Source organism: Xanthobacter versatilis (assembly GCF_043193975.1).
Lineage (GTDB): Bacteria > Pseudomonadota > Alphaproteobacteria > Rhizobiales > Xanthobacteraceae > Xanthobacter > Xanthobacter autotrophicus_E.
This window is the reverse complement of sequence record NZ_JBAFVB010000008.1, coordinates 105,719-122,853: the sequence shown is the minus strand read 5'-3', so window position 1 is coordinate 122,853 and position 17,135 is coordinate 105,719. Positions and strand designations below refer to the sequence as shown.

15 protein-coding genes are annotated in these 17,135 nt (G+C 67.5%); 9 read left to right on the top strand and 6 right to left on the bottom strand.

Annotated elements, in window-relative coordinates; genetic code table 11:
* Positions 1-138: 138 nt before the first annotated feature.
* Positions 139-894, top strand: coding sequence for a rhomboid family intramembrane serine protease (locus tag V5F66_RS16115; RefSeq protein WP_394094249.1), 756 nt, complete (start codon positions 139-141; stop codon positions 892-894).
* Positions 895-1,073: 179 nt separating this feature from the next.
* Entirely contained in the window at positions 1,074-1,505 is a 432-nt protein-coding gene (locus tag V5F66_RS16110; protein WP_012114382.1) for a CBS domain-containing protein, read from the top strand.
* 114 nt (positions 1,506-1,619) lie between these two features.
* Here V5F66_RS16110 and V5F66_RS16105 read toward each other — a convergent pair whose 3' ends face one another.
* Entirely contained in the window at positions 1,620-2,258 is a 639-nt protein-coding gene (locus V5F66_RS16105; RefSeq protein ID WP_394094248.1) for a peroxiredoxin, read from the bottom strand.
* 272 nt (positions 2,259-2,530) lie between these two features.
* Between V5F66_RS16105 and V5F66_RS16100 the strand changes: the two genes are divergently transcribed.
* Positions 2,531-3,637, top strand: a complete 1,107-nt coding sequence (locus V5F66_RS16100) for a choloylglycine hydrolase family protein (RefSeq protein ID WP_394094247.1) — start codon at positions 2,531-2,533, stop codon at positions 3,635-3,637.
* 64 nt (positions 3,638-3,701) lie between these two features.
* Here V5F66_RS16100 and pncB read toward each other — a convergent pair whose 3' ends face one another.
* Entirely contained in the window at positions 3,702-4,994 is a 1,293-nt protein-coding gene (gene pncB, locus V5F66_RS16095; RefSeq protein WP_012114385.1) for a nicotinate phosphoribosyltransferase, read from the bottom strand.
* 126 nt (positions 4,995-5,120) lie between these two features.
* Positions 5,121-5,402 carry a YARHG domain-containing protein gene (locus tag V5F66_RS16090; RefSeq protein ID WP_394094246.1) on the bottom strand — a complete coding sequence of 94 codons (282 nt, stop codon included), beginning with the start codon at positions 5,400-5,402 and terminating at the stop codon, positions 5,121-5,123.
* Positions 5,403-5,593: 191 nt separating this feature from the next.
* Here V5F66_RS16090 and gcl point away from each other — a divergent pair, with 191 nt between their 5' ends.
* The 5 genes from gcl to V5F66_RS16065 all read left to right on the top strand — a co-directional run bounded on the left by gcl (position 5,594) and on the right by V5F66_RS16065 (position 11,792).
* Complete coding sequence (gene gcl / locus V5F66_RS16085) at positions 5,594-7,369, top strand: glyoxylate carboligase (RefSeq protein ID WP_394007365.1); 1,776 nt, start codon at positions 5,594-5,596, stop codon at positions 7,367-7,369.
* A 214-nt stretch (positions 7,370-7,583) separates the two neighbouring features.
* Positions 7,584-8,363 carry a hydroxypyruvate isomerase gene (hyi, locus tag V5F66_RS16080; RefSeq protein WP_012114388.1) on the top strand — a complete coding sequence of 260 codons (780 nt, stop codon included), beginning with the start codon at positions 7,584-7,586 and terminating at the stop codon, positions 8,361-8,363.
* Positions 8,297-9,295 carry a 2-hydroxy-3-oxopropionate reductase gene (gene glxR / locus V5F66_RS16075; protein ID WP_393999515.1) on the top strand — a complete coding sequence of 333 codons (999 nt, stop codon included), beginning with the start codon at positions 8,297-8,299 and terminating at the stop codon, positions 9,293-9,295. Before hyi ends, glxR begins: the two co-directional genes overlap by 67 nt.
* A 278-nt stretch (positions 9,296-9,573) precedes the next feature.
* Positions 9,574-11,130, top strand: coding sequence for a pyruvate kinase (gene pyk, locus V5F66_RS16070; RefSeq protein WP_394094245.1), 1,557 nt, complete (start codon positions 9,574-9,576; stop codon positions 11,128-11,130).
* A 194-nt stretch (positions 11,131-11,324) separates the two neighbouring features.
* Positions 11,325-11,792: a CYTH domain-containing protein gene (locus tag V5F66_RS16065; RefSeq protein WP_012114391.1), complete on the top strand. Its 468-nt coding sequence runs from the start codon at positions 11,325-11,327 to the stop codon at positions 11,790-11,792.
* Between the two features lie 69 nt (positions 11,793-11,861).
* On the opposite strand, the gene V5F66_RS16060 is transcribed toward V5F66_RS16065, so the two are convergent.
* Positions 11,862-12,446 carry a nuclear transport factor 2 family protein gene (locus tag V5F66_RS16060; RefSeq protein WP_394052458.1) on the bottom strand — a complete coding sequence of 195 codons (585 nt, stop codon included), beginning with the start codon at positions 12,444-12,446 and terminating at the stop codon, positions 11,862-11,864.
* A gap of 54 nt (positions 12,447-12,500) precedes the next feature.
* Positions 12,501-13,424, bottom strand: a complete 924-nt coding sequence (locus V5F66_RS16055; RefSeq protein ID WP_394007367.1) for a uracil-DNA glycosylase — start codon at positions 13,422-13,424, stop codon at positions 12,501-12,503.
* 204 nt (positions 13,425-13,628) lie between these two features.
* On the opposite strand from V5F66_RS16055, the gene V5F66_RS16050 reads away from it, so the two are divergent.
* Complete coding sequence (locus tag V5F66_RS16050) at positions 13,629-15,302, top strand: electron transfer flavoprotein-ubiquinone oxidoreductase (protein WP_394094244.1); 1,674 nt, start codon at positions 13,629-13,631, stop codon at positions 15,300-15,302.
* A 201-nt stretch (positions 15,303-15,503) separates the two neighbouring features.
* On the opposite strand, the gene cysG is transcribed toward V5F66_RS16050, so the two are convergent.
* Complete coding sequence (cysG, locus tag V5F66_RS16045) at positions 15,504-17,027, bottom strand: siroheme synthase CysG (protein WP_394094243.1); 1,524 nt, start codon at positions 17,025-17,027, stop codon at positions 15,504-15,506.
* Positions 17,028-17,135: the final 108 nt, after the last annotated feature.

The window sequence follows — 17,135 nt, the reverse complement described above, 5'->3', positions numbered from 1 at the left end:
GTGTGAGCCGTGGAGGCCGGTGACGCGCCACCGGTCGCGGCGACGGGGGCACCAGCGGGCCGGCACCCTGGGCCGGTTTGACCCGCCGCATTTTTGACCCACCGCATTTCACTTGCCGCGCCGGGCCCGGGCTCCTATGTGCAGGACGTGTCCCGTGGCCCTTCCTTCCCCGGCGTGCCGGATCGGCAGCCCGTCTTCAACGTGCCCGGCGCGGTCGCCGCCCTGGCGCTGGCGCTGCTGTTCATCCACGCGCTGCGCGCCATCGTGCTGTCGGACGAGGCGGACCTCGAGGTCCTGACCTATTTCGCCTTCGTCCCCGCCCGCTATGGCCTGCCCGACACCCTGTTCTACCTGCCGGGTGGCTTCGGGCCGAAGCTGTGGACCCCGGTGAGCTACGCCTTCCTGCATGCCAACTGGATGCACGTCATCGTCAATCTGGTCTGGCTGCTGGCCTTCGGCACGCCGGTGGCGCGGCGCTTCGGCTCGACGCGGTTCGTAGCCTTCTTCGCGGTGACGGCGGCGGGCGGGGCGCTGGCCCATTACCTGAGCTATCCCGATGCGCTGGTGCCGCTCATCGGTGCCTCGGCCTCGGTGTCCGGCACCATGGCGGCGGCGGTGCGTTTTGCTTTCGCCCCCGGCGCGGCCCTGTCGGGACGGCGCGCCATCTTCGCCGACCATCAGCCGGCGGGCTCGCTGATCGAGAATTTCACCGATCGCCGCGTGCTGGTGTTCGTGGGGGCCTTCTTCGCCCTCAACCTGCTGTTCGCGGTCGGGGTGTCCCTGCCGGGAGCGGACGGGGCGCAGATCGCCTGGCAAGCCCATGTGGGCGGCTTCGTCGCCGGACTGCTGCTATTCCCGCTGTTCGATCCGGTCGGGAAGCGCCAGCCGGCCTGAACGCCGCCGCACTGCGGCACGGGCGGGGCTTCATCTCCCGCAATCCACGTCTCTGACTTTAGTGTGCGCTTGCGTCGCAGCGCATTGCGAGGGATCATCGCTCTTCCAAACCATGCCGCCAGAGAAGACCGGCCAATGCGAAGCCGGTCCCTGGAATGACGAGAAGGGAGCCAACGCCTATGACCGTGAGCGTCATCCTCAGCCGCAAGGGCAACGACATCTGCACCATCGGGCCGGATGCGACCGTGGGCGATGCCGTGGCGCGCCTTGCCGGGCGCCGCATCGGCGCCATCGTCGTGGTTGACGACGCCATGAGCGTGGAAGGCATCATCTCCGAGCGCGACGTGGTGCGCCTGATCGGGGAGCAGGGGGTCAACGTGCTCGCCGAGCCGCTGTCGAGCGTGATGACGCGCGCGGTGGTGACCTGCACGCCCGACGAGACCGTTCCCGTGATCATGGAGCGCATGACGCGTGGACGCTTCCGCCACGTGCCCGTGGTGTCCGGCGACAAGCTGGTGGGCATCATCTCTATCGGCGACGTGGTGAAGTTCCGCGTGGAGGAGATGGAGCGCGAGAGCGCCCAGCTGCGCGACTACATCATGTCGGCCTGATCAGGCCGACTGAACTCAAAGCCTGAAACGAAACCGGCCGGCATGAGCCGGCCGGGACGCATGCGGCGGGATGTGTCCCGCCGCATATGGCTCGTGGGCGCATGGCCCGTGGGCTCAGGCGCCCGGCTGGCGCACCACGCGCAGATAGGGCTTCACGGTCTTCCAGCCTCCGGGGAACTTCTCCTTGGCCGCCTCGTCGGTGACGGAGGGGACGATGATCACGTCCTCGCCGTGCTTCCAGTTCACCGGGGTCGCGACCGAGTGCTTGGCGGTGAGCTGGAGGCTGTCCACCACGCGCAGGATCTCGTCGAAGTTGCGGCCAGTGGAGGCCGGATAGGTCAGGGACAGCTTCAGCTTCTTGTCCGGCCCGATGATGAACACCGAGCGCACGGTGGCGGTGTCGCTCGCGTTGGGGTGGATCAGGTCGTAGAGGTCGGAGACCTTCTTGTCGGAGTCGGCGATCAGCGGGAAGTTGAGGCTGGCGCCGGTGGCGTCCTTGATGTCGCCCACCCAGGCCGGGTGGTTCTCGATGGTGTCCACCGACAGGCCGATCAGTTTCACGCCGCGCTTGTCGAACTCGGGCTTCAGATGGGACGCCTGGCCGAGCTCGGTGGTGCAGACCGGGGTGAAGTTCTTGGGGTGGGAAAACAGGATGCCCCAGCTGTCGCCGAGCCACTCATGAAACTTGATGGGGCCTTCGGTGGTCACGGCCTCGAAATCGGGCACCACGTCGCCAAGTCGCAGGGTCGCCATGATCTTCTCCAATAAACATCGAAAAACTGTATATAACTTCATTATACTACAAGTTTTATGCATTTAAAGGTGAATCACATCGCCTGAATCGCCTGGCCTGAATCACTGGGCCGAATCCCGTGGGCGGACCCCCATCGCCCGCGAACATGGAAGCTGCTGCCGGCGCCCCGCCCGCTCAATGCGGGTTCATCGGAAATCAGGCATTCCAGCGTCACGTTCAGGCGCAGGCGGCGAGACTGAAACAATCAGAACACAAGATGGAGGACGCTTCCTTGAAACGCATCCTGGCAGCTGCGCTTGCAGCATTCCTTCCCATCCAGAACGCCGGGCTCGCCGTGGCCTGCACGGCGGTGAACGTGGTCGCGGCCGATAAGACCGTGATCGCCGGCCGCACCATGGAATGGGCGTTCGACATGAAATGGACGCTCAAGAGCATCCCCAAGGGCACGTCGCTGACGCTGACCGCCCCGACCGACCTCGGCCTGCCTGAGAAGACGGTGGCGACCCTCTATTCCGTCGTGGGCATCAGCGCCGAGGTCATTCCCGGCGGCGCCATCGTCGAGGGGCAGAACGCGGCCGGCCTCGGCATGAGCGGCAATTTCCTGCCCGGATTCACCACCTACCAGACGGTCACCAAGGCGGACACGTCCTACGTCTCCATCCTCGGCTTCGGCGCCTGGGCGCTCGGGATGAACGGCTCGGTGGCCGAGGTGCGCGCCGCTTTGGCGAAGATCAAGGTCTGGGCCGATGCCTCGCTGCCGAGCGGGCCGACGCCGCCCACCCTCCACATGGTCTTCACCGACCGCTCGGGCGCCAGCATCGTCGTGGAATATGTCGGCGGAGACCTGCAGATCCACGACAATGTGGCGAGCGTCCTCACCAACTCGCCGCCTTACGACTGGCATCTCCTGAACCTGCGCAACTATCTCAACCTCTCCACCATGGGCGTCGGCGACCGCCGGTTCGGCACGGCCAACGTCACCGCCATCGGCCAGGGCGGCGGCGCCACCGGGCTGCCGGGCGACTTCACCCCGCCCTCGCGCTTCGTGCGGGCGGCCTTCATGCGCCATTCCATGGCCCAGCCGAAGGACGCCGCCACCGCCACCGCCGCCATCGGCCACGTCCTGAACACCGTGGACATTCCGCTGGGCGTCGCCCAGAGCAAGGACGGCGACACGGTCGTCTCGGACTACACCCAGTGGGTGGCCATCAAGGATCTCACCCACAACCGGATGATGATCTCGGACTATGCCCACCGGGCGACCTTCCTGACCCTCGATCTCGATGCGATCTTCGCCCAGGACAAGCCGAGCGCGCGGCTGGTCACGGACCTGCCGTTTCCGGCCGCGGTGGACGGGACGGCCGCGCTCCGGAACTGAACCGGCGGGCCGGCGCGCAGCCCCTCAGGCCGCCAGCCCCTCAGGCCGCCGGCCCCTCGGCCCCTCAGACCAGGGCGTGGCGCGCCACCTGCTCGCCCACCTCGAACACCCGCTTGTAGCGCTCGATCTCCTCCGCCGGGCCCATGGCCTTGGTGGGGTTGTCGGAGAGCTTCACCGCGGGGCGGCCGTTGGCCGAGACCACCTTGCAGACGATGGAGATGGGGTCGAGCGCGCCATGGGGCGCAAGGCCGCGGAAATCGTTGGTGAGCAGCGTGCCCCAGCCGAAGCCGAGCCGCATGCGCCCGATGAAGGTGCGGTGGATGCGCGCCACTTCCTCGGCATCGAGGGCATCGGAGAAGATGGCGAGCTTCTCGCGCGGGTCCTGGCCCCGCGCCTGCCACCAGGCGAGGGCTTCCTCGCCGCCCTCCACCGGGTCCTTGCTGTCGATGCGGATGCCGGTCCAGTGCGCCACCCAGTCGGGGGCGCGCTTCAGGAAGCCGCTGGTGCCGTAGGTGTCGGGCAGGATGACGCGCAGGTTGCCGTCATAATCCTCCTGCCAGTCGGCCAGCACCTGGTAGGGCGCCCAGGCCAGCTCCTCGTCGTTGCGGGCGAGCGCCGCATAGACCATGGGCAGCTCGTGGGCGTTGGTGCCGGTGGCCTCCACCTCGCGCCGCATGGCGATGAGGCAGTTGGAGGTGCCGAGGAAGCCCTCGCCCAGCCCCTCGATGAGGGACTGCACGCACCAGTCCTGCCACAGGAAGCCGTGGCGCCGGCGGGTGCCGAAATCGGCGATGTTGATGGGGGCGAGGGTTTTGAGGAACTGCACCTTCTCCCACACCCGCGCCATGGCCCGGGCATAGAGGATCTGCAGCTCGAACTTGCCCATGCCCTTCAGCACCGCGCGCGAGCGCAGTTCGTTGATGATGGCGAGCGCCGGGATCTCCCACATGGTGGTTTCGACCCACGGCCCCTCGAAGGTCAGCTCATACTGGCCGTCGCGCTTTTCCAGGTGATAGGCCGGGAAGCGGAAGCCCTCCAGCCACGCCACATAGTCCGGCGAGAACATCTGCCGCTTGCCGTAGAACATGTTGCCGCGCAGCCACGTGCTCTCGCCCCGGGTGAGCCTGAGGGAGCGCACATGGTCGAGCTGCTCGCGCAGGGCGCCCACGTCGATGATCTCGGCGAGGCGGATGGCGGTGGAGCGGTTGTGGATGCCGAAGGTGACTTGCGTCGACCGGTGCCGGTGGAAGATCGTCTGCCCCATCAGCAGCTTGTAGAAGTCCGTGTCGAGCACGGACCGCACGATGGGGTCGATCTTCCAGGTGTGGTTGTAGACGCGCGTGGCGATGTCGGTCATTGGCGTCTTGCGGGTGTTGGAAGGGGCGGCGTCCGGTCAGGGGCGCGTCCGCAGGGCAGGCGCACCACCTATAGCATGTCGGCGCTGAATGCGATCCGTTCGCAGAGATTTCGCTCGGCGTCGGGCTCAGCGGCAGCCCTTGCGGGCTTCCCAGGCCTTCACCTCGTCCACGTAGCGCTGCTGGGATGGGGTGAGCTGGCCGTAGGGCGGAAAGCAGCGCTCGCCGAAGGTGGCGATGGCGTCCGCGGTCTTGAAGCAGTAGCCGCGCTCCGCATAGACGGCATTGCGCTGGACCCACAGCGCCCGGCACGACAATTCGCTCAGCGCCTGGGCGTGCGCCGCCGGGGCGAGGGCCGGAAGCGCGACGGGTAGAAGTGCGCCCGCCATGGCGCAAAGCAGCGTGCCCATCTTCCGCATTCCCGCCTCCCTTTCTCGACCGTTGCGCAAGGGTAGCACCGGCCCCGAACCGCGAGAATGACGGCGTCGCGCATGATTGTTTCTCTCAGGGCATCAATGTCATTCCGTTTCTTCCCATAGAAGCGAAGACGGGCCGGGCGTATCCAGTATGCAAGTCAAAAAGACCAATAGGAGGAAAAGCCATGGCCCGCATGCGTGCTGTCGATGCCGCCGTCCGTGTCCTTGAGAAGGAAGGCATCCATTGCGCCTTCGGCGTTCCGGGCGCAGCCATCAACCCGCTCTATTCCGCCATGAAGGCGCGGGGCTCCATCCGCCACGTGCTGGCGCGCCACGTGGAGGGCGCCTCCCACATGGCCGAGGGCTACACCCGCGCGGTGGCCGGCAATATCGGCGTGTGCATCGGCACCTCCGGCCCCGCCGGCACCGACATGATCACCGGCCTCTACTCGGCCTCGGCGGATTCGATCCCGATCCTGTGCATCACCGGCCAGGCCCCCCGCGCCCGCCTCTACAAGGAAGACTTCCAGGCGGTGGACATCGAATCCATCGCCAAGCCCGTCACCAAGTGGGCGGTCACCGTGCGCGAGCCCGCGCTGGTGCCCATGGTGTTCCAGCAAGCGTTCCACGTCATGCGCTCCGGCCGTCCCGGCCCGGTGCTCATCGACCTGCCCATCGACGTGCAGCTCGCCGAGATCGAGTTCGACGAGGAGACCTACGCCAGCCTGCCGGTCTACAAGCCGGCGGCGACCCAGGCGCAGATCGACAAGGCGATGGAGATGATCGTCGGCGCCAAGCGCCCGCTCATCGTCTCCGGCGGCGGCGTCATCAATGCCGATGCCTCTGACCTGCTGGTGGAATTCGCCGAGCTGACCGGCATCCCGGTCATCCCCACCCTCATGGGATGGGGCACCATCCCCGACGACCATCCGCTGATGGCCGGCATGTGCGGCCTGCAGACCTCGCACCGCTACGGCAACGCCAACATGCTGGCGTCCGACTTCGTGGTCGGCATCGGCAACCGCTGGGCCAACCGCCACACCGGCTCGGTGGAGGTCTATACGGAGGGGCGCAAGTTCATCCACGTGGACATCGAGCCCACCCAGATCGGCCGCGTGTTCGGGCCGGACTTCGGCATCGTGTCCGACGCCAAGGCGGCGCTGGAGCTGTTCGTTGTCGCCGCGAAGGCGCTCAAGGCCGCCGGCAAGCTGCCGGACTGGTCCACGTGGGCCAACGAATGCCTGGAGCGCAAGCAGACCATGCTGCGCAAGTCGCACTTCGACGTGGTGCCGCTGAAGCCCCAGCGGGTCTATGAGGAGATGAACGAGGCGCTCGGCCGCGACGTCACCTATGTGACCACCATCGGCCTGTCGCAGATCGCCGGCGCGCAGTTCCTGCACGTCTACAATCCGCGCCACTGGATCAATTGCGGCCAGGCCGGCCCGCTCGGCTGGACCCTGCCGGCGGCCCTCGGCGTGCGCGCCGCGCGGCCCGATGCCAAGATCGTGGCGCTCTCGGGCGACTACGATTTCCAGTTCATGGTGGAAGAACTGGCAGTGGGCGCCCAGCACAAGCTGCCCTACCTGCACGTGGTGGTGAACAACTCCTACCTCGGCCTCATCCGGCAGGCGCAGCGCGGCTTCAACATGGACTTCGAGGTCAGCCTCGCCTTCGACAACATCAATTCGGAGGAGGCCGGCGCCTACGGCGTGGACCATGTGGCGGTGGCCGAAGGCCTCGGCTGCAAGGCCATCCGCGTGCGCACCCCCAACGAGTTCAAGGACGCCTTCGCCAACGCCCAGAAGCTCATGGACGAGCATCAGGTGCCGGTGGTGGTCGAGTTCATCCTGGAGCGCGTCACCAACATCGCCATGGGCCTTGAGATCAACGCGGTGAACGAGTTCGAGGAAATCCTCGACGTGCCGCTGGATCAGGTCCGCGCCCTGGAGCCGGCGGAGTAAAACCCGCACGCTCCGCTCCCGGCATCTGCGGCATCCTCCGGCTTCTCCGGGGGGTGCCCTTTGCCGCCCCTCGCCCCTTTCCAAAAAGCCGTGGATGCCCCGCAAGTGCGGGGCATGGCGGCATGACAAAAGCGTTTTCAAGCGAAGTGGATACCGGTTCGCGTGAAGAAAACGCGTCAGGATATAGCCCAAGGCTCAGCCCGCGGAGAGACGCATGCCCAAGTTCTGCGCCAACCTCACCATGCTGTGGAACGAGATCGACTTCCTCGACCGGTTCAAAAAGGCGGCTGAGGCCGGCTTCACCGGGGTCGAGTATCTCTTCCCCTATCCGTATGAAAAGGATGTGCTGGCGGAGAAGCTGGCCACCTACAAGCTCACCCAGGTGCTGCACAACCTGCCGGCCGGCGACTGGGCGGCGGGCGAGCGCGGCATCGCCTGCCTGCCGGGCCGCGAAGGCGAGTTCCAGGACAGCGTCGGCAAGGGCATCGACTATGCGAAGGCCCTCGGCACCAAGGCGCTGAACTGCCTCGTCGGCCTGACCCCGAAGGATGTTCCGGCCGAGAAGGTCCACGAGACCCTGGTGAAGAACCTGAAGTTCGCTGCCGCCGAGCTTAAGAAGGCCGGCATCCCCTTCGTGGTGGAGGCCATCAACACTCGCGACATCCCGGGCTTCCACCTGCACAACACCAAGCAGACGCTGGCGGTGCTGGACGAAGTGGGCGCGGACGACATCTTCTTCCAGTACGACATCTATCACATGCAGATCATGGAAGGGGACCTCACCCCCACCATCCGCACCAACATTGCCCGCATCAAGCACATCCAGCTGGCCGACAATCCGGGTCGCGGCGAGCCGGGCACGGGCGAGATCAACTATCCGTTCCTGTTCAAGGCCATCGACGACACCGGCTATGACGGCTGGATCGGATGCGAATACAAGCCCAAGACCACCACCGACGAGGGCATCGGCTGGTTCGCGCCCTACAAGGGCTGATCCTCGGGCTTCCCATCGCGCACGAACAACACGACTCTTCAGGAGAAACGCACATGAACGTCGGATTCATCGGCCTCGGCATCATGGGTTCCCCCATGGCGGGACACCTCATCGACGCCGGCCACACCCTGTTCGTCTATGACGTGTTCCGCATCCCCGCGGAGCTGACCGCGAAGGGCGCCACCGCCTGCGCCTCCTCCGCCGACGTGGCCAAGGCCGCCGACGTCATCATCACCATGGTGCCGGATACCCCGCACGTGGAAGAGGCCCTGTTCGGCAAGGGCGGCGTCGCCGAGGGCCTCGCCAAGGGCAAGATCGTGGTGGACATGAGCTCCATCTCGCCGGTGGCCACCAAGGGCTTCGCGGAGAAGATCAACGCGCTCGGCTGCGACTATCTCGATGCCCCGGTCTCCGGTGGCGAGGTGGGCGCCAAGGCCGCCTCCCTCACCATCATGGTGGGCGGGCCGGAAGGCGCGTTCGAGACGGTGAAGCCCCTGTTCGAGAAGATGGGCAAGAACATCACCCTCGTGGGCGGCAACGGCGACGGCCAGACCACCAAGGTCGCGAACCAGATCATCGTGGCCCTTACCATCGAGGCGGTGGGCGAGGCCCTGCTGTTCGCCTCCAAGGCGGGCGCCGACCCGGCCAAGGTGCGCCAGGCCCTGATGGGCGGCTTCGCCTCCTCCAAGATCCTCGAGGTCCACGGCGACCGCATGGTGAAGCGTACCTTCGATCCGGGCTTCCGCATCGAGCTGCACCAGAAGGACCTGAACCTCGCGCTCCAGAGCGCCAAGGCCCTGGGCGTGAGCCTGCCCAACACCGCCACCTGCCAGGAGCTGTTCAACGCCTGCGCCGCCCACGGCGGCTCCAAGTGGGACCACTCCGCCATGGTGAAGGCGCTGGAACTGCTGGCGAACCACGAGATCGCCTGAGCGCGGGGCGGGTTCAGGCCCGCCTCGACTGGGTTCAAGCCCTCCCCCACGCGGGGGGAGGGGCGGGGCCGGCCGCGCCGGCCTCCTGTCCCTGCCATGGCGCCGCAGCGCGACCACCGCCGAAGGGCGTCGAGCCGCCCTCGTCATCGGTCAGCCGTGCTGCCGCTTATGCGACTTTATGCGTACATGAAGGGCGCGCATGATGTCCCTAGAGACGCACGACTCAACAAGACGCACAACCAACGCGTGATCAAACGCGGGAGCCGGAGGAAGACCCCATGCCCACGAAGCGCCAGCAGCCCCTGAAGCGCCAGCGTGCCACCAAGATCGTCGCCACCGTCGGCCCCGCATCCAACAGCGAGGAGAAGCTGAAGGCGCTGTTCCTCGCCGGTGTGGACGTGTTCCGGCTCAACTTCTCCCATGGCACGCAGGAAAACCATGGCGAGGTGCTGGCCCGCATCCGCCGGCTGGAAAAGGAGATGAACCGGCCCATCGGCGTCATCGCCGACATGCAGGGCCCCAAGCTGCGCATCGGCCGCTTCAAGGACGGCGCCATCGCCATCAAGGCCGGCGACATCCTGCATTTCGATGCCGACGTGGACCGGCCGGGCGACGAGACCCGCGTGCCGATCCCGCACCCCGATATCCTCGCTGCGCTGAACGTGGGCTCCACCGTGCTGTGCGACGACGGCAAGGTGCGCCTGAAGGTGGTCAAGAAGGGCGAGGGCTTCCTGGAGGCCCAGGTGGTGGCAGGCACCCGTCTGTCCAACAACAAGGGCTTCAACATCCCCGACGTGGTGCTGCCGCTGTCGCCGCTCACCGACAAGGATCGCCTGGACCTGGAGTTTGCCTGCGAGGCGGGGGTGGAGTGGATCGCCCTCTCCTTCGTGCAGCGGCCGGAGGACATCCACGAGGCCCGCGCGCTCATCAAGGACCGCGCGGCGGTGATGCTGAAGATGGAGAAGCCGTCGGCGGTGGACTATCTCACCGAGCTGGTGGAGCTGTCCGATTCCATCATGGTGGCGCGCGGCGACCTCGGCGTGGAAATCTCGCTGGCCGAGGTGCCGGCGCTGCAGAAGCGCATGATCGCCGAGGCGCGTAAGTTCGGCCGCCCGGTCATCGTCGCCACCCAGATGCTGGAATCCATGATCACCGCCCCGGTGCCTACCCGTGCCGAGGTGTCGGACGTGGCCACCGCCGTCTATGAGGGCGCCGACTGCGTGATGCTCTCCGCGGAGACGGCGGCCGGCCAGTTCCCGGTGGAGGCTGTCACCTTCATGGACGACATCATCCGCCACGTGGAGTGCGATCCCGGCTACCGACAGGCGCTGGACGCCACCCAGGCGGAATGGGGCAAGACCATCGGCGACGCGGTCACCAAGGCCACTTACCAGGCCGCCATCGCGGTGGATGCCTCGGCGCTGGTGGCCTTCACCCTGTCGGGCACCACGGGCCTGCGGGCCGCGCGCGAGCGCCCGGCCATCCCGATCCTCGGCCTCACCCCGAAGATGGAGACGGCGCGTCGTCTGGCGCTGTCCTATGGCGTGCACGCCGTGCACATGAAGGAGGACATCCACTCCTTCGGCGACATGGTGGACACGGCGGTGCGCACCGCCGTGGAGCACGGCCTGGGCAAGCCCGGGGACCGGCTGGCCATCACCGCCGGCGTGCCCTTCGCCAAGCCAGGCACCACCAACATCATGCGCATCACCACCATCGGCGCCGACAGCCCGCCCTCCCGCCACGACGCCGACACGCCCGCGGTGCGCTCGTCCAAGGGGCATGAGAGCAAGGGGCAGGAGAAGAAGGCGCACGGCAGCAAGGTGCACGCCTGAGGCGATGCGGTGCGGCCGGGCAACTCCCGGCCGCACCAGCCGTTCTCGCATTCCACGATCCTGCCGCCGCCTTCTGCCGCAGGCGGGCGCACGAAATCGTTTTCTTGCTTCGGTCGGTGCCATGGAACCACCCTGGCTCTGGACGTGCCGGCGCAAAATGGGGTTAAGCTGACGCCTCTTAGGTCAAGCAGCTGATGCCCGTCGAAATCGAGCGCAAATTTCTGGTCAAGTCGGCTGGCTGGCGCGCCGGAGCGCGCGCCTGCACCATCCGGCAGGGCTACCTGTCCAGCGGCGGGGCGACCGTGCGCATCCGGATCGCCGATGCCGAAGCCTTCATCACCGTGAAGGGGAAGACCGAAGGAATCGCCCGCGCGGAGTTCGAATATCCCATTCCGCTCGCGGATGCGCAGGCCATGCTGGAGACCCTCTGCGCCCAGCCGCTGATCGAGAAGACCCGCTATGCCGTCGAGCACGCCGGTCGGACCTGGACGGTGGATGTCTTCGAGGGTGAGAACGACGGCCTCGTCATGGCCGAGGTGGAGCTTCAAGGCGCCGACGAGCATGTGGAGCTGCCGGACTGGGCGGGCGAGGAAGTGACCGACGATCCCCGCTACCGCAATTCGTCCCTCGCGAAGGCTCCGCTCGGCACCGCCGACCTTTGAGCGATCGGCGGCTGAGCGATCGGCGGCCGAGACCGCAACGGTTAGCCTAAGCGCGCGCCAACCGCTGGTTCACTGGCCAACAGGCGCATCGGGGAAATCGTGCCAGCGGGCAATCTTCCAGCCGTCGGCGCCCTTCACCAGCCAGCCCTCGTAATTGAGGCTCGAGACGACGCTGAAGGTCCGGCCGTCGCTCGTATTGGCGAGCAGCCCGACGACGCTGACATGGGCCGCCGCGTCGGACTGGTCGATGAACACGATGTTCGACATGAGGTGCCGCCGCACGTTGCCGGACGCAGCGAACCCCTTCATCCGCTCGCGCCAGAAAGCGCGAAAGCCTTCGCCGGAAAACGCAACCGCTGGCCCACCGGGCATGCCTGCGACGAATACCGCATCGTCGGTGAACAGACCGAGCCAGGCATCCGCCTGACCATTGTCATAGGCCAGGGAATAGACCCGGATCAGGTTTTCGATCGCCAGGCGGTCAACGGCGCTGAAGCCGGTACTGCCGGGATTCCTCGGGGGCGTGAACACCCGCAGGGGCTTGGCATCGTTGGCGATGGTCGCGCCCTCGGGAAGGTGCGTTTGCGCTGCGGCACCCCCGCAGGGAAGCGCAAATGCCGCCACCGCGCAGGCCACCCGTAGAAGCGTTCTCAAGATCGTCTCTCCCCATCCGTTCCAGGCGGCCGGTCGGCGCTGGCGGATCGACCATCAGTGCCCGTTCGCGAGCGCGGCTTCCACTGCCAGCATGTCGCGCCAGGCGAGGCGCTTGCCCAGCGGCGTGCGCAGCAGATAGGCCGGGTGGAAGGTGGCGATGGCGCGGATGGTCCGGGTGCCGCTCTCATAGTCCATGAACCGGCCGCGCAGCCGGGTGATGCCCTCGGTGGTGGCGAGCAGCGCCTGCGCCGACGGGCCGCCGAGGCACACCAGGATATCCGGGTCCGCCAATTCGATCTGGCGCTTGATGAAGGGCAGGCACACCGCCGTCTCCTGGGGCGTCGGGGTGCGGTTGCCCGGTGGGCGCCAGGGGATGACGTTGGCGATATAGGCGCTGGTGCGGTCGAGGCCGATGGCCGCCATCATCAGGTCCAGCAGCCGGCCCGAGCGGCCCACGAAGGGCAGGCCCTGCTGGTCCTCGTCGCGGCCCGGCGCCTCGCCCACAAACATCACCTTCGCTTTGGGATTGCCGTCGGCGAACACCAGCCGTGTCGCCGTGCGCTTCAGGGCGCAACCCTCGAAGCCGTCGAGGATGGCGCGCAGGGCGTCCAGACTCTCGGCATTCCGCGCCGCTTCCCGCGCCGACATCACCGCCTCATCCGGCGGCTGGGTCACCAGCGCCGACGCACCCGCGGCCGACGCCGACAAGGTACCGGAGCGCGGCGCGGGAGCGGCCGGCGGCGCGGGGCGCGCGGAAGCCTGCGGTCGTGCGGCGGTAGGCGGCGGTGGCATGTCCGGCGCCGGGACAGCCGGCGGGCGTTGCGTGCGACTGCGTGCCTGCTCGGCCGCGCTTTCAGCGAAGCGATCCACCGGAGCCTCGCCCACGGCCACGTCCACGCCCGCCTCCAGATAGAAGGCGAGAATATCGGCGATGTCGGAGAGGTGATCTTCGGGGTGATCTTGGGGCGTCGCGGTCATGGCATCATTCTAGAGCCGGATCGCCGGGAGCGGAAACCGCAGCGTTCCGGCCGGCTCCCGTGCGCCGGAGCGGCTTACCCAAATTGGTCATCTTGTACCCGCTTAGGGCAATAGATTGTCGTATGCGGCATAGACGCAATTGTCATTGCGCTGCAACCGTGGAAGAAGTCCAACCAAGAAACGAGAGAGACGGGAGCTTGATGCATGAGCGCGGCGGATTTGCCTGAACGCGAAGGCATGGATTATGACGTGGTGGTGGTTGGCGCCGGGCCTGCCGGGCTTGCCACCGCCATACGCCTGAAGCAGCAGGCGGCCGAGCGCGGCAGCGACATTTCGGTGGTGGTGGTGGAAAAGGGCTCCGAGGTGGGCGCCCATATCCTCTCCGGCGCGGTCATCGATCCGGTCGGCCTCGATGCGCTGGTGCCCGGCTGGCGCGAGGAGGCGGATGCGCCGCTCTCCGTCCAGGTCAATGACGATCATTTCTACCTGCTCGGCCCCGCCGGCGGCATCCGCCTGCCCAATTTCGCCATGCCGCCGCTGATGAACAATCACGGCAATTTCGTCGGCTCGCTGGGCAATGTCTGCCGCTTCCTCGCCGCCAAGGCCGAGGCGCTGGGGGTGGAGATCTATCCCGGCTTCGCCGCCGATGAGATCCTCTTTGACGACAAGGGCGCGGTCACCGGCATCGCCACCGGCGACATGGGCGTCGACAAGAACGGCGTGCCCAAGGGCGAGTTCACCCGCGGCATGGAACTGCGCGGGCGCTACACCGTGTTCGCCGAGGGCGCGCGCGGCCACCTCACCAAGCAGCTCATCGCCAAATACGGCCTCGACGCCGGTCGCGACGTGCCGAAGTTCGGCATTGGCCTCAAGGAGCTGTGGAAGGTGAAGCCGGAGAAGCACAAGCCCGGCCTGGTGCAGCACGGCTTCGGCTGGCCGCTGGACGGCAAGACCGGCGGCGGCGCCTTCCTCTACCATATGGAGGACGAGCAGGTGATGGTGGGCTTCGTGGTCCACCTCAACTACCAGAACCCGTATCTCTCGCCCTTCGACGAGTTCCAGCGCTTCAAGACCCACCCCTTCTTCAAGGACACCTTCGAGGGCGGAAAGCGCATCGCCTATGGCGCGCGGGCGCTTTCGGAAGGCGGCTACCAGAGCGTGCCGAAGCTGAGCTTCCCCGGCGGCGTGCTGGTGGGCTGCGCGGCGGGTTTCGTGAACGTGCCGCGCATCAAGGGCAGCCACAATGCGGTGCTCTCCGGCATCCTGGCCGCCGACCACCTCGCCGGGGCGCTGGCCGAGGATCGCGGCCACGACGAGCTCGCGAGCTACGAGGCGGCGTGGCGCTCCTCCGCCATCGGCGCGGACCTGAAGAAGGTGCGCAATGTGAAGCCGCTGTGGTCCAAGCTCGGGACCTTCCTCGGCATTCCCTTGGGCGCGCTGGACATGTGGACCAACACGCTGGGCTTCTCGCTGTTCGGCACCCTGAAGCACGGCAAGACCGACGCCGCCTCGCTGAAGCCGGCCAAGGACTGCAAGAAGATCACCTATCCCCGGCCCGACGGCGTGCTGACCTTCGACAAGCTGTCCTCGGTGTTCCTCTCCAACACCAATCACGAGGAAAACCAGCAGGTGCATCTGGTGGTGAAGGACATGGCTTTGCAGAAGGCGTCGGAGCACGACATCTATGCCGGCCCGTCCAACCGCTACTGCCCGGCCGGCGTCTATGAGTGGATCGAGGAGGGGGCGGACGCGCCGCGCTTCCAGATCAACGCGCAGAACTGCGTGCACTGCAAGACCTGCGACATCAAGGACCCCAACCAGAACATCACCTGGACCGCCCCCGAAGGCGGCGGCGGACCGAACTATCCCAATATGTGAGGGGCGGGGAGGGGCTACACCCACCGCATCACGCCCTAACGCCATCTCGCCGCCGTCATCCCCCGGCTTGACCGGGGGATCCAACGAGTCGCTTGCCCGGCCCGGTGGCGTGGATGCCCCGGTCAAGCCGGGGCATGACGAGAGTGTGTTTGGGACGTATTCCTGAAGGGGGCAGCGCGGGCTGGCGTCGGGATTCGCCCCTCAGCCGCCGTTGGCGGCAGCCTGGACGATCTGGGGCAGGGCCTCCACCGCCACTTCGGCCAGGGCCTGGCCATAGAGGATGAGGCAGGGGCCTTGCGCGCCCGCCTCGGCGGCGCGGGCCACCTCTTCCGCCAGCGTCGCGACTGTGGCGAGGATCACCTTCTCCTCCGGCCGCGTCACCGAGAACATGGCCACCGCCGGCGTCGCCGGATCGATGCCCGCGGCCATCAGGTTGCGCACCAGGTCCGGCAGGGTGCGGCGGGGCATGTAGACCACCGTCGTCGCCGCCTTGTCGGCCAGCGCGTTGAAGTCGAGGTCCTTGGGCAGCTTGCCGTCGCGGGCATGGGCGGTGACGAATTGCAGCCGCCGTGCATGGTCGCGGTGGGTGAGCGAGGTGACCAGCCGGCTCGCCGCCCCCTGCGGTGCCGAGATGCCGGGGATAACCTCCACCGGCACCCCCGCCGCACGGCAATGCGCGATCTCTTCCCCGGCGCGGCCGAAGATCATGGGCTCGCCGCCCTTCAGGCGCACCACGCGGCGGCCTTCCTTGGCGAGGTCCACCATCAGGGCGTTGATGTCGTCCTGCTTGCAGGAGGGGCCGTAGCCGGTCTTGCCCACCAGCATCTTCTTCGCCTCGCGCCGGGCGAAATCGAGGATCGCGCCGGAGACGAGGTCGTCATAGAGCACCACGTCCGCCGATTGCAGCGCCCGCACCGCCTTGAGCGTGAGTAGCTCCGGATCGCCGGGACCTGCGCCCACCAGCACCACCGAGCCCCCATGGCCGGAGCGGTGTGGCGTGCCCTCCGCCTCGATGGCGGTGAACAGGGCGGCGCGGTCGGTGTCCTGTGGCGCCCGGTTGGGCTCGGTGAGCGCCGTGGCGGCGAAGCGTTCCCAGAAGGCGCGGCGGGCGTGGTGGGAGAGGCCGCGCGCGGTCACCGCCTGCCGCCACGTCTTTGCGGCCAGCGCCCAGGCCTTGAAGCCCGAGGGCAACAGCGCCTCGATCTTGGCCCGCACCGCCTGCCCGAAGACGGGCGCCGCTCCGTCGGTGGAGATGCCCACCACCAGCGGCGAGCGGTTCACGATGGCGCCGAAGGTGAAGTCGGAGAGGGCCGGCTTGTCGATGGCGTTCACCGGCACGCCGGCAGCGCGGGCGGCGGTGGTGAAGCTGAGGGCGTCCGCCTCTTCGTCAAAGCCGGCCACCGCTAGGACGGCGCCGGGGATGTCGTCGGCGTGCCAGTCGCGCACATGGATCGAGATGGGTCCACGGGGCGGCGCGCCGGCCAGCCGCCACAGGTCCTCGCAGACATGGGGGGCGATCACCTCCACCCGCGCCCCGGCGGCGGAGAGCAGTTCCGCCTTCCAGGCTGCCGGCTCGCCGCCGCCCGCCACCAGCACGCGCCGGCCCTCCAGGCCAAAGAACACCGGCAGGCGCGCGAGGGCCTCCATGCGCGCATGTCCGGCCTGGCGCGGGGCGCGGGGCGATAGGGCGCCGGAGTTGGGGGTGTCGGGGCCGGTGGCGGCCATGGGGAAAGGTGCTCCCGAAACTGTTGGATCTTCAACGTAAGGCGTGCCGGTCTGCCGATCAACGCGGCTGCGGCCCTCCGGCGGACGCGCGGGGCGCCGCCGGAGGAT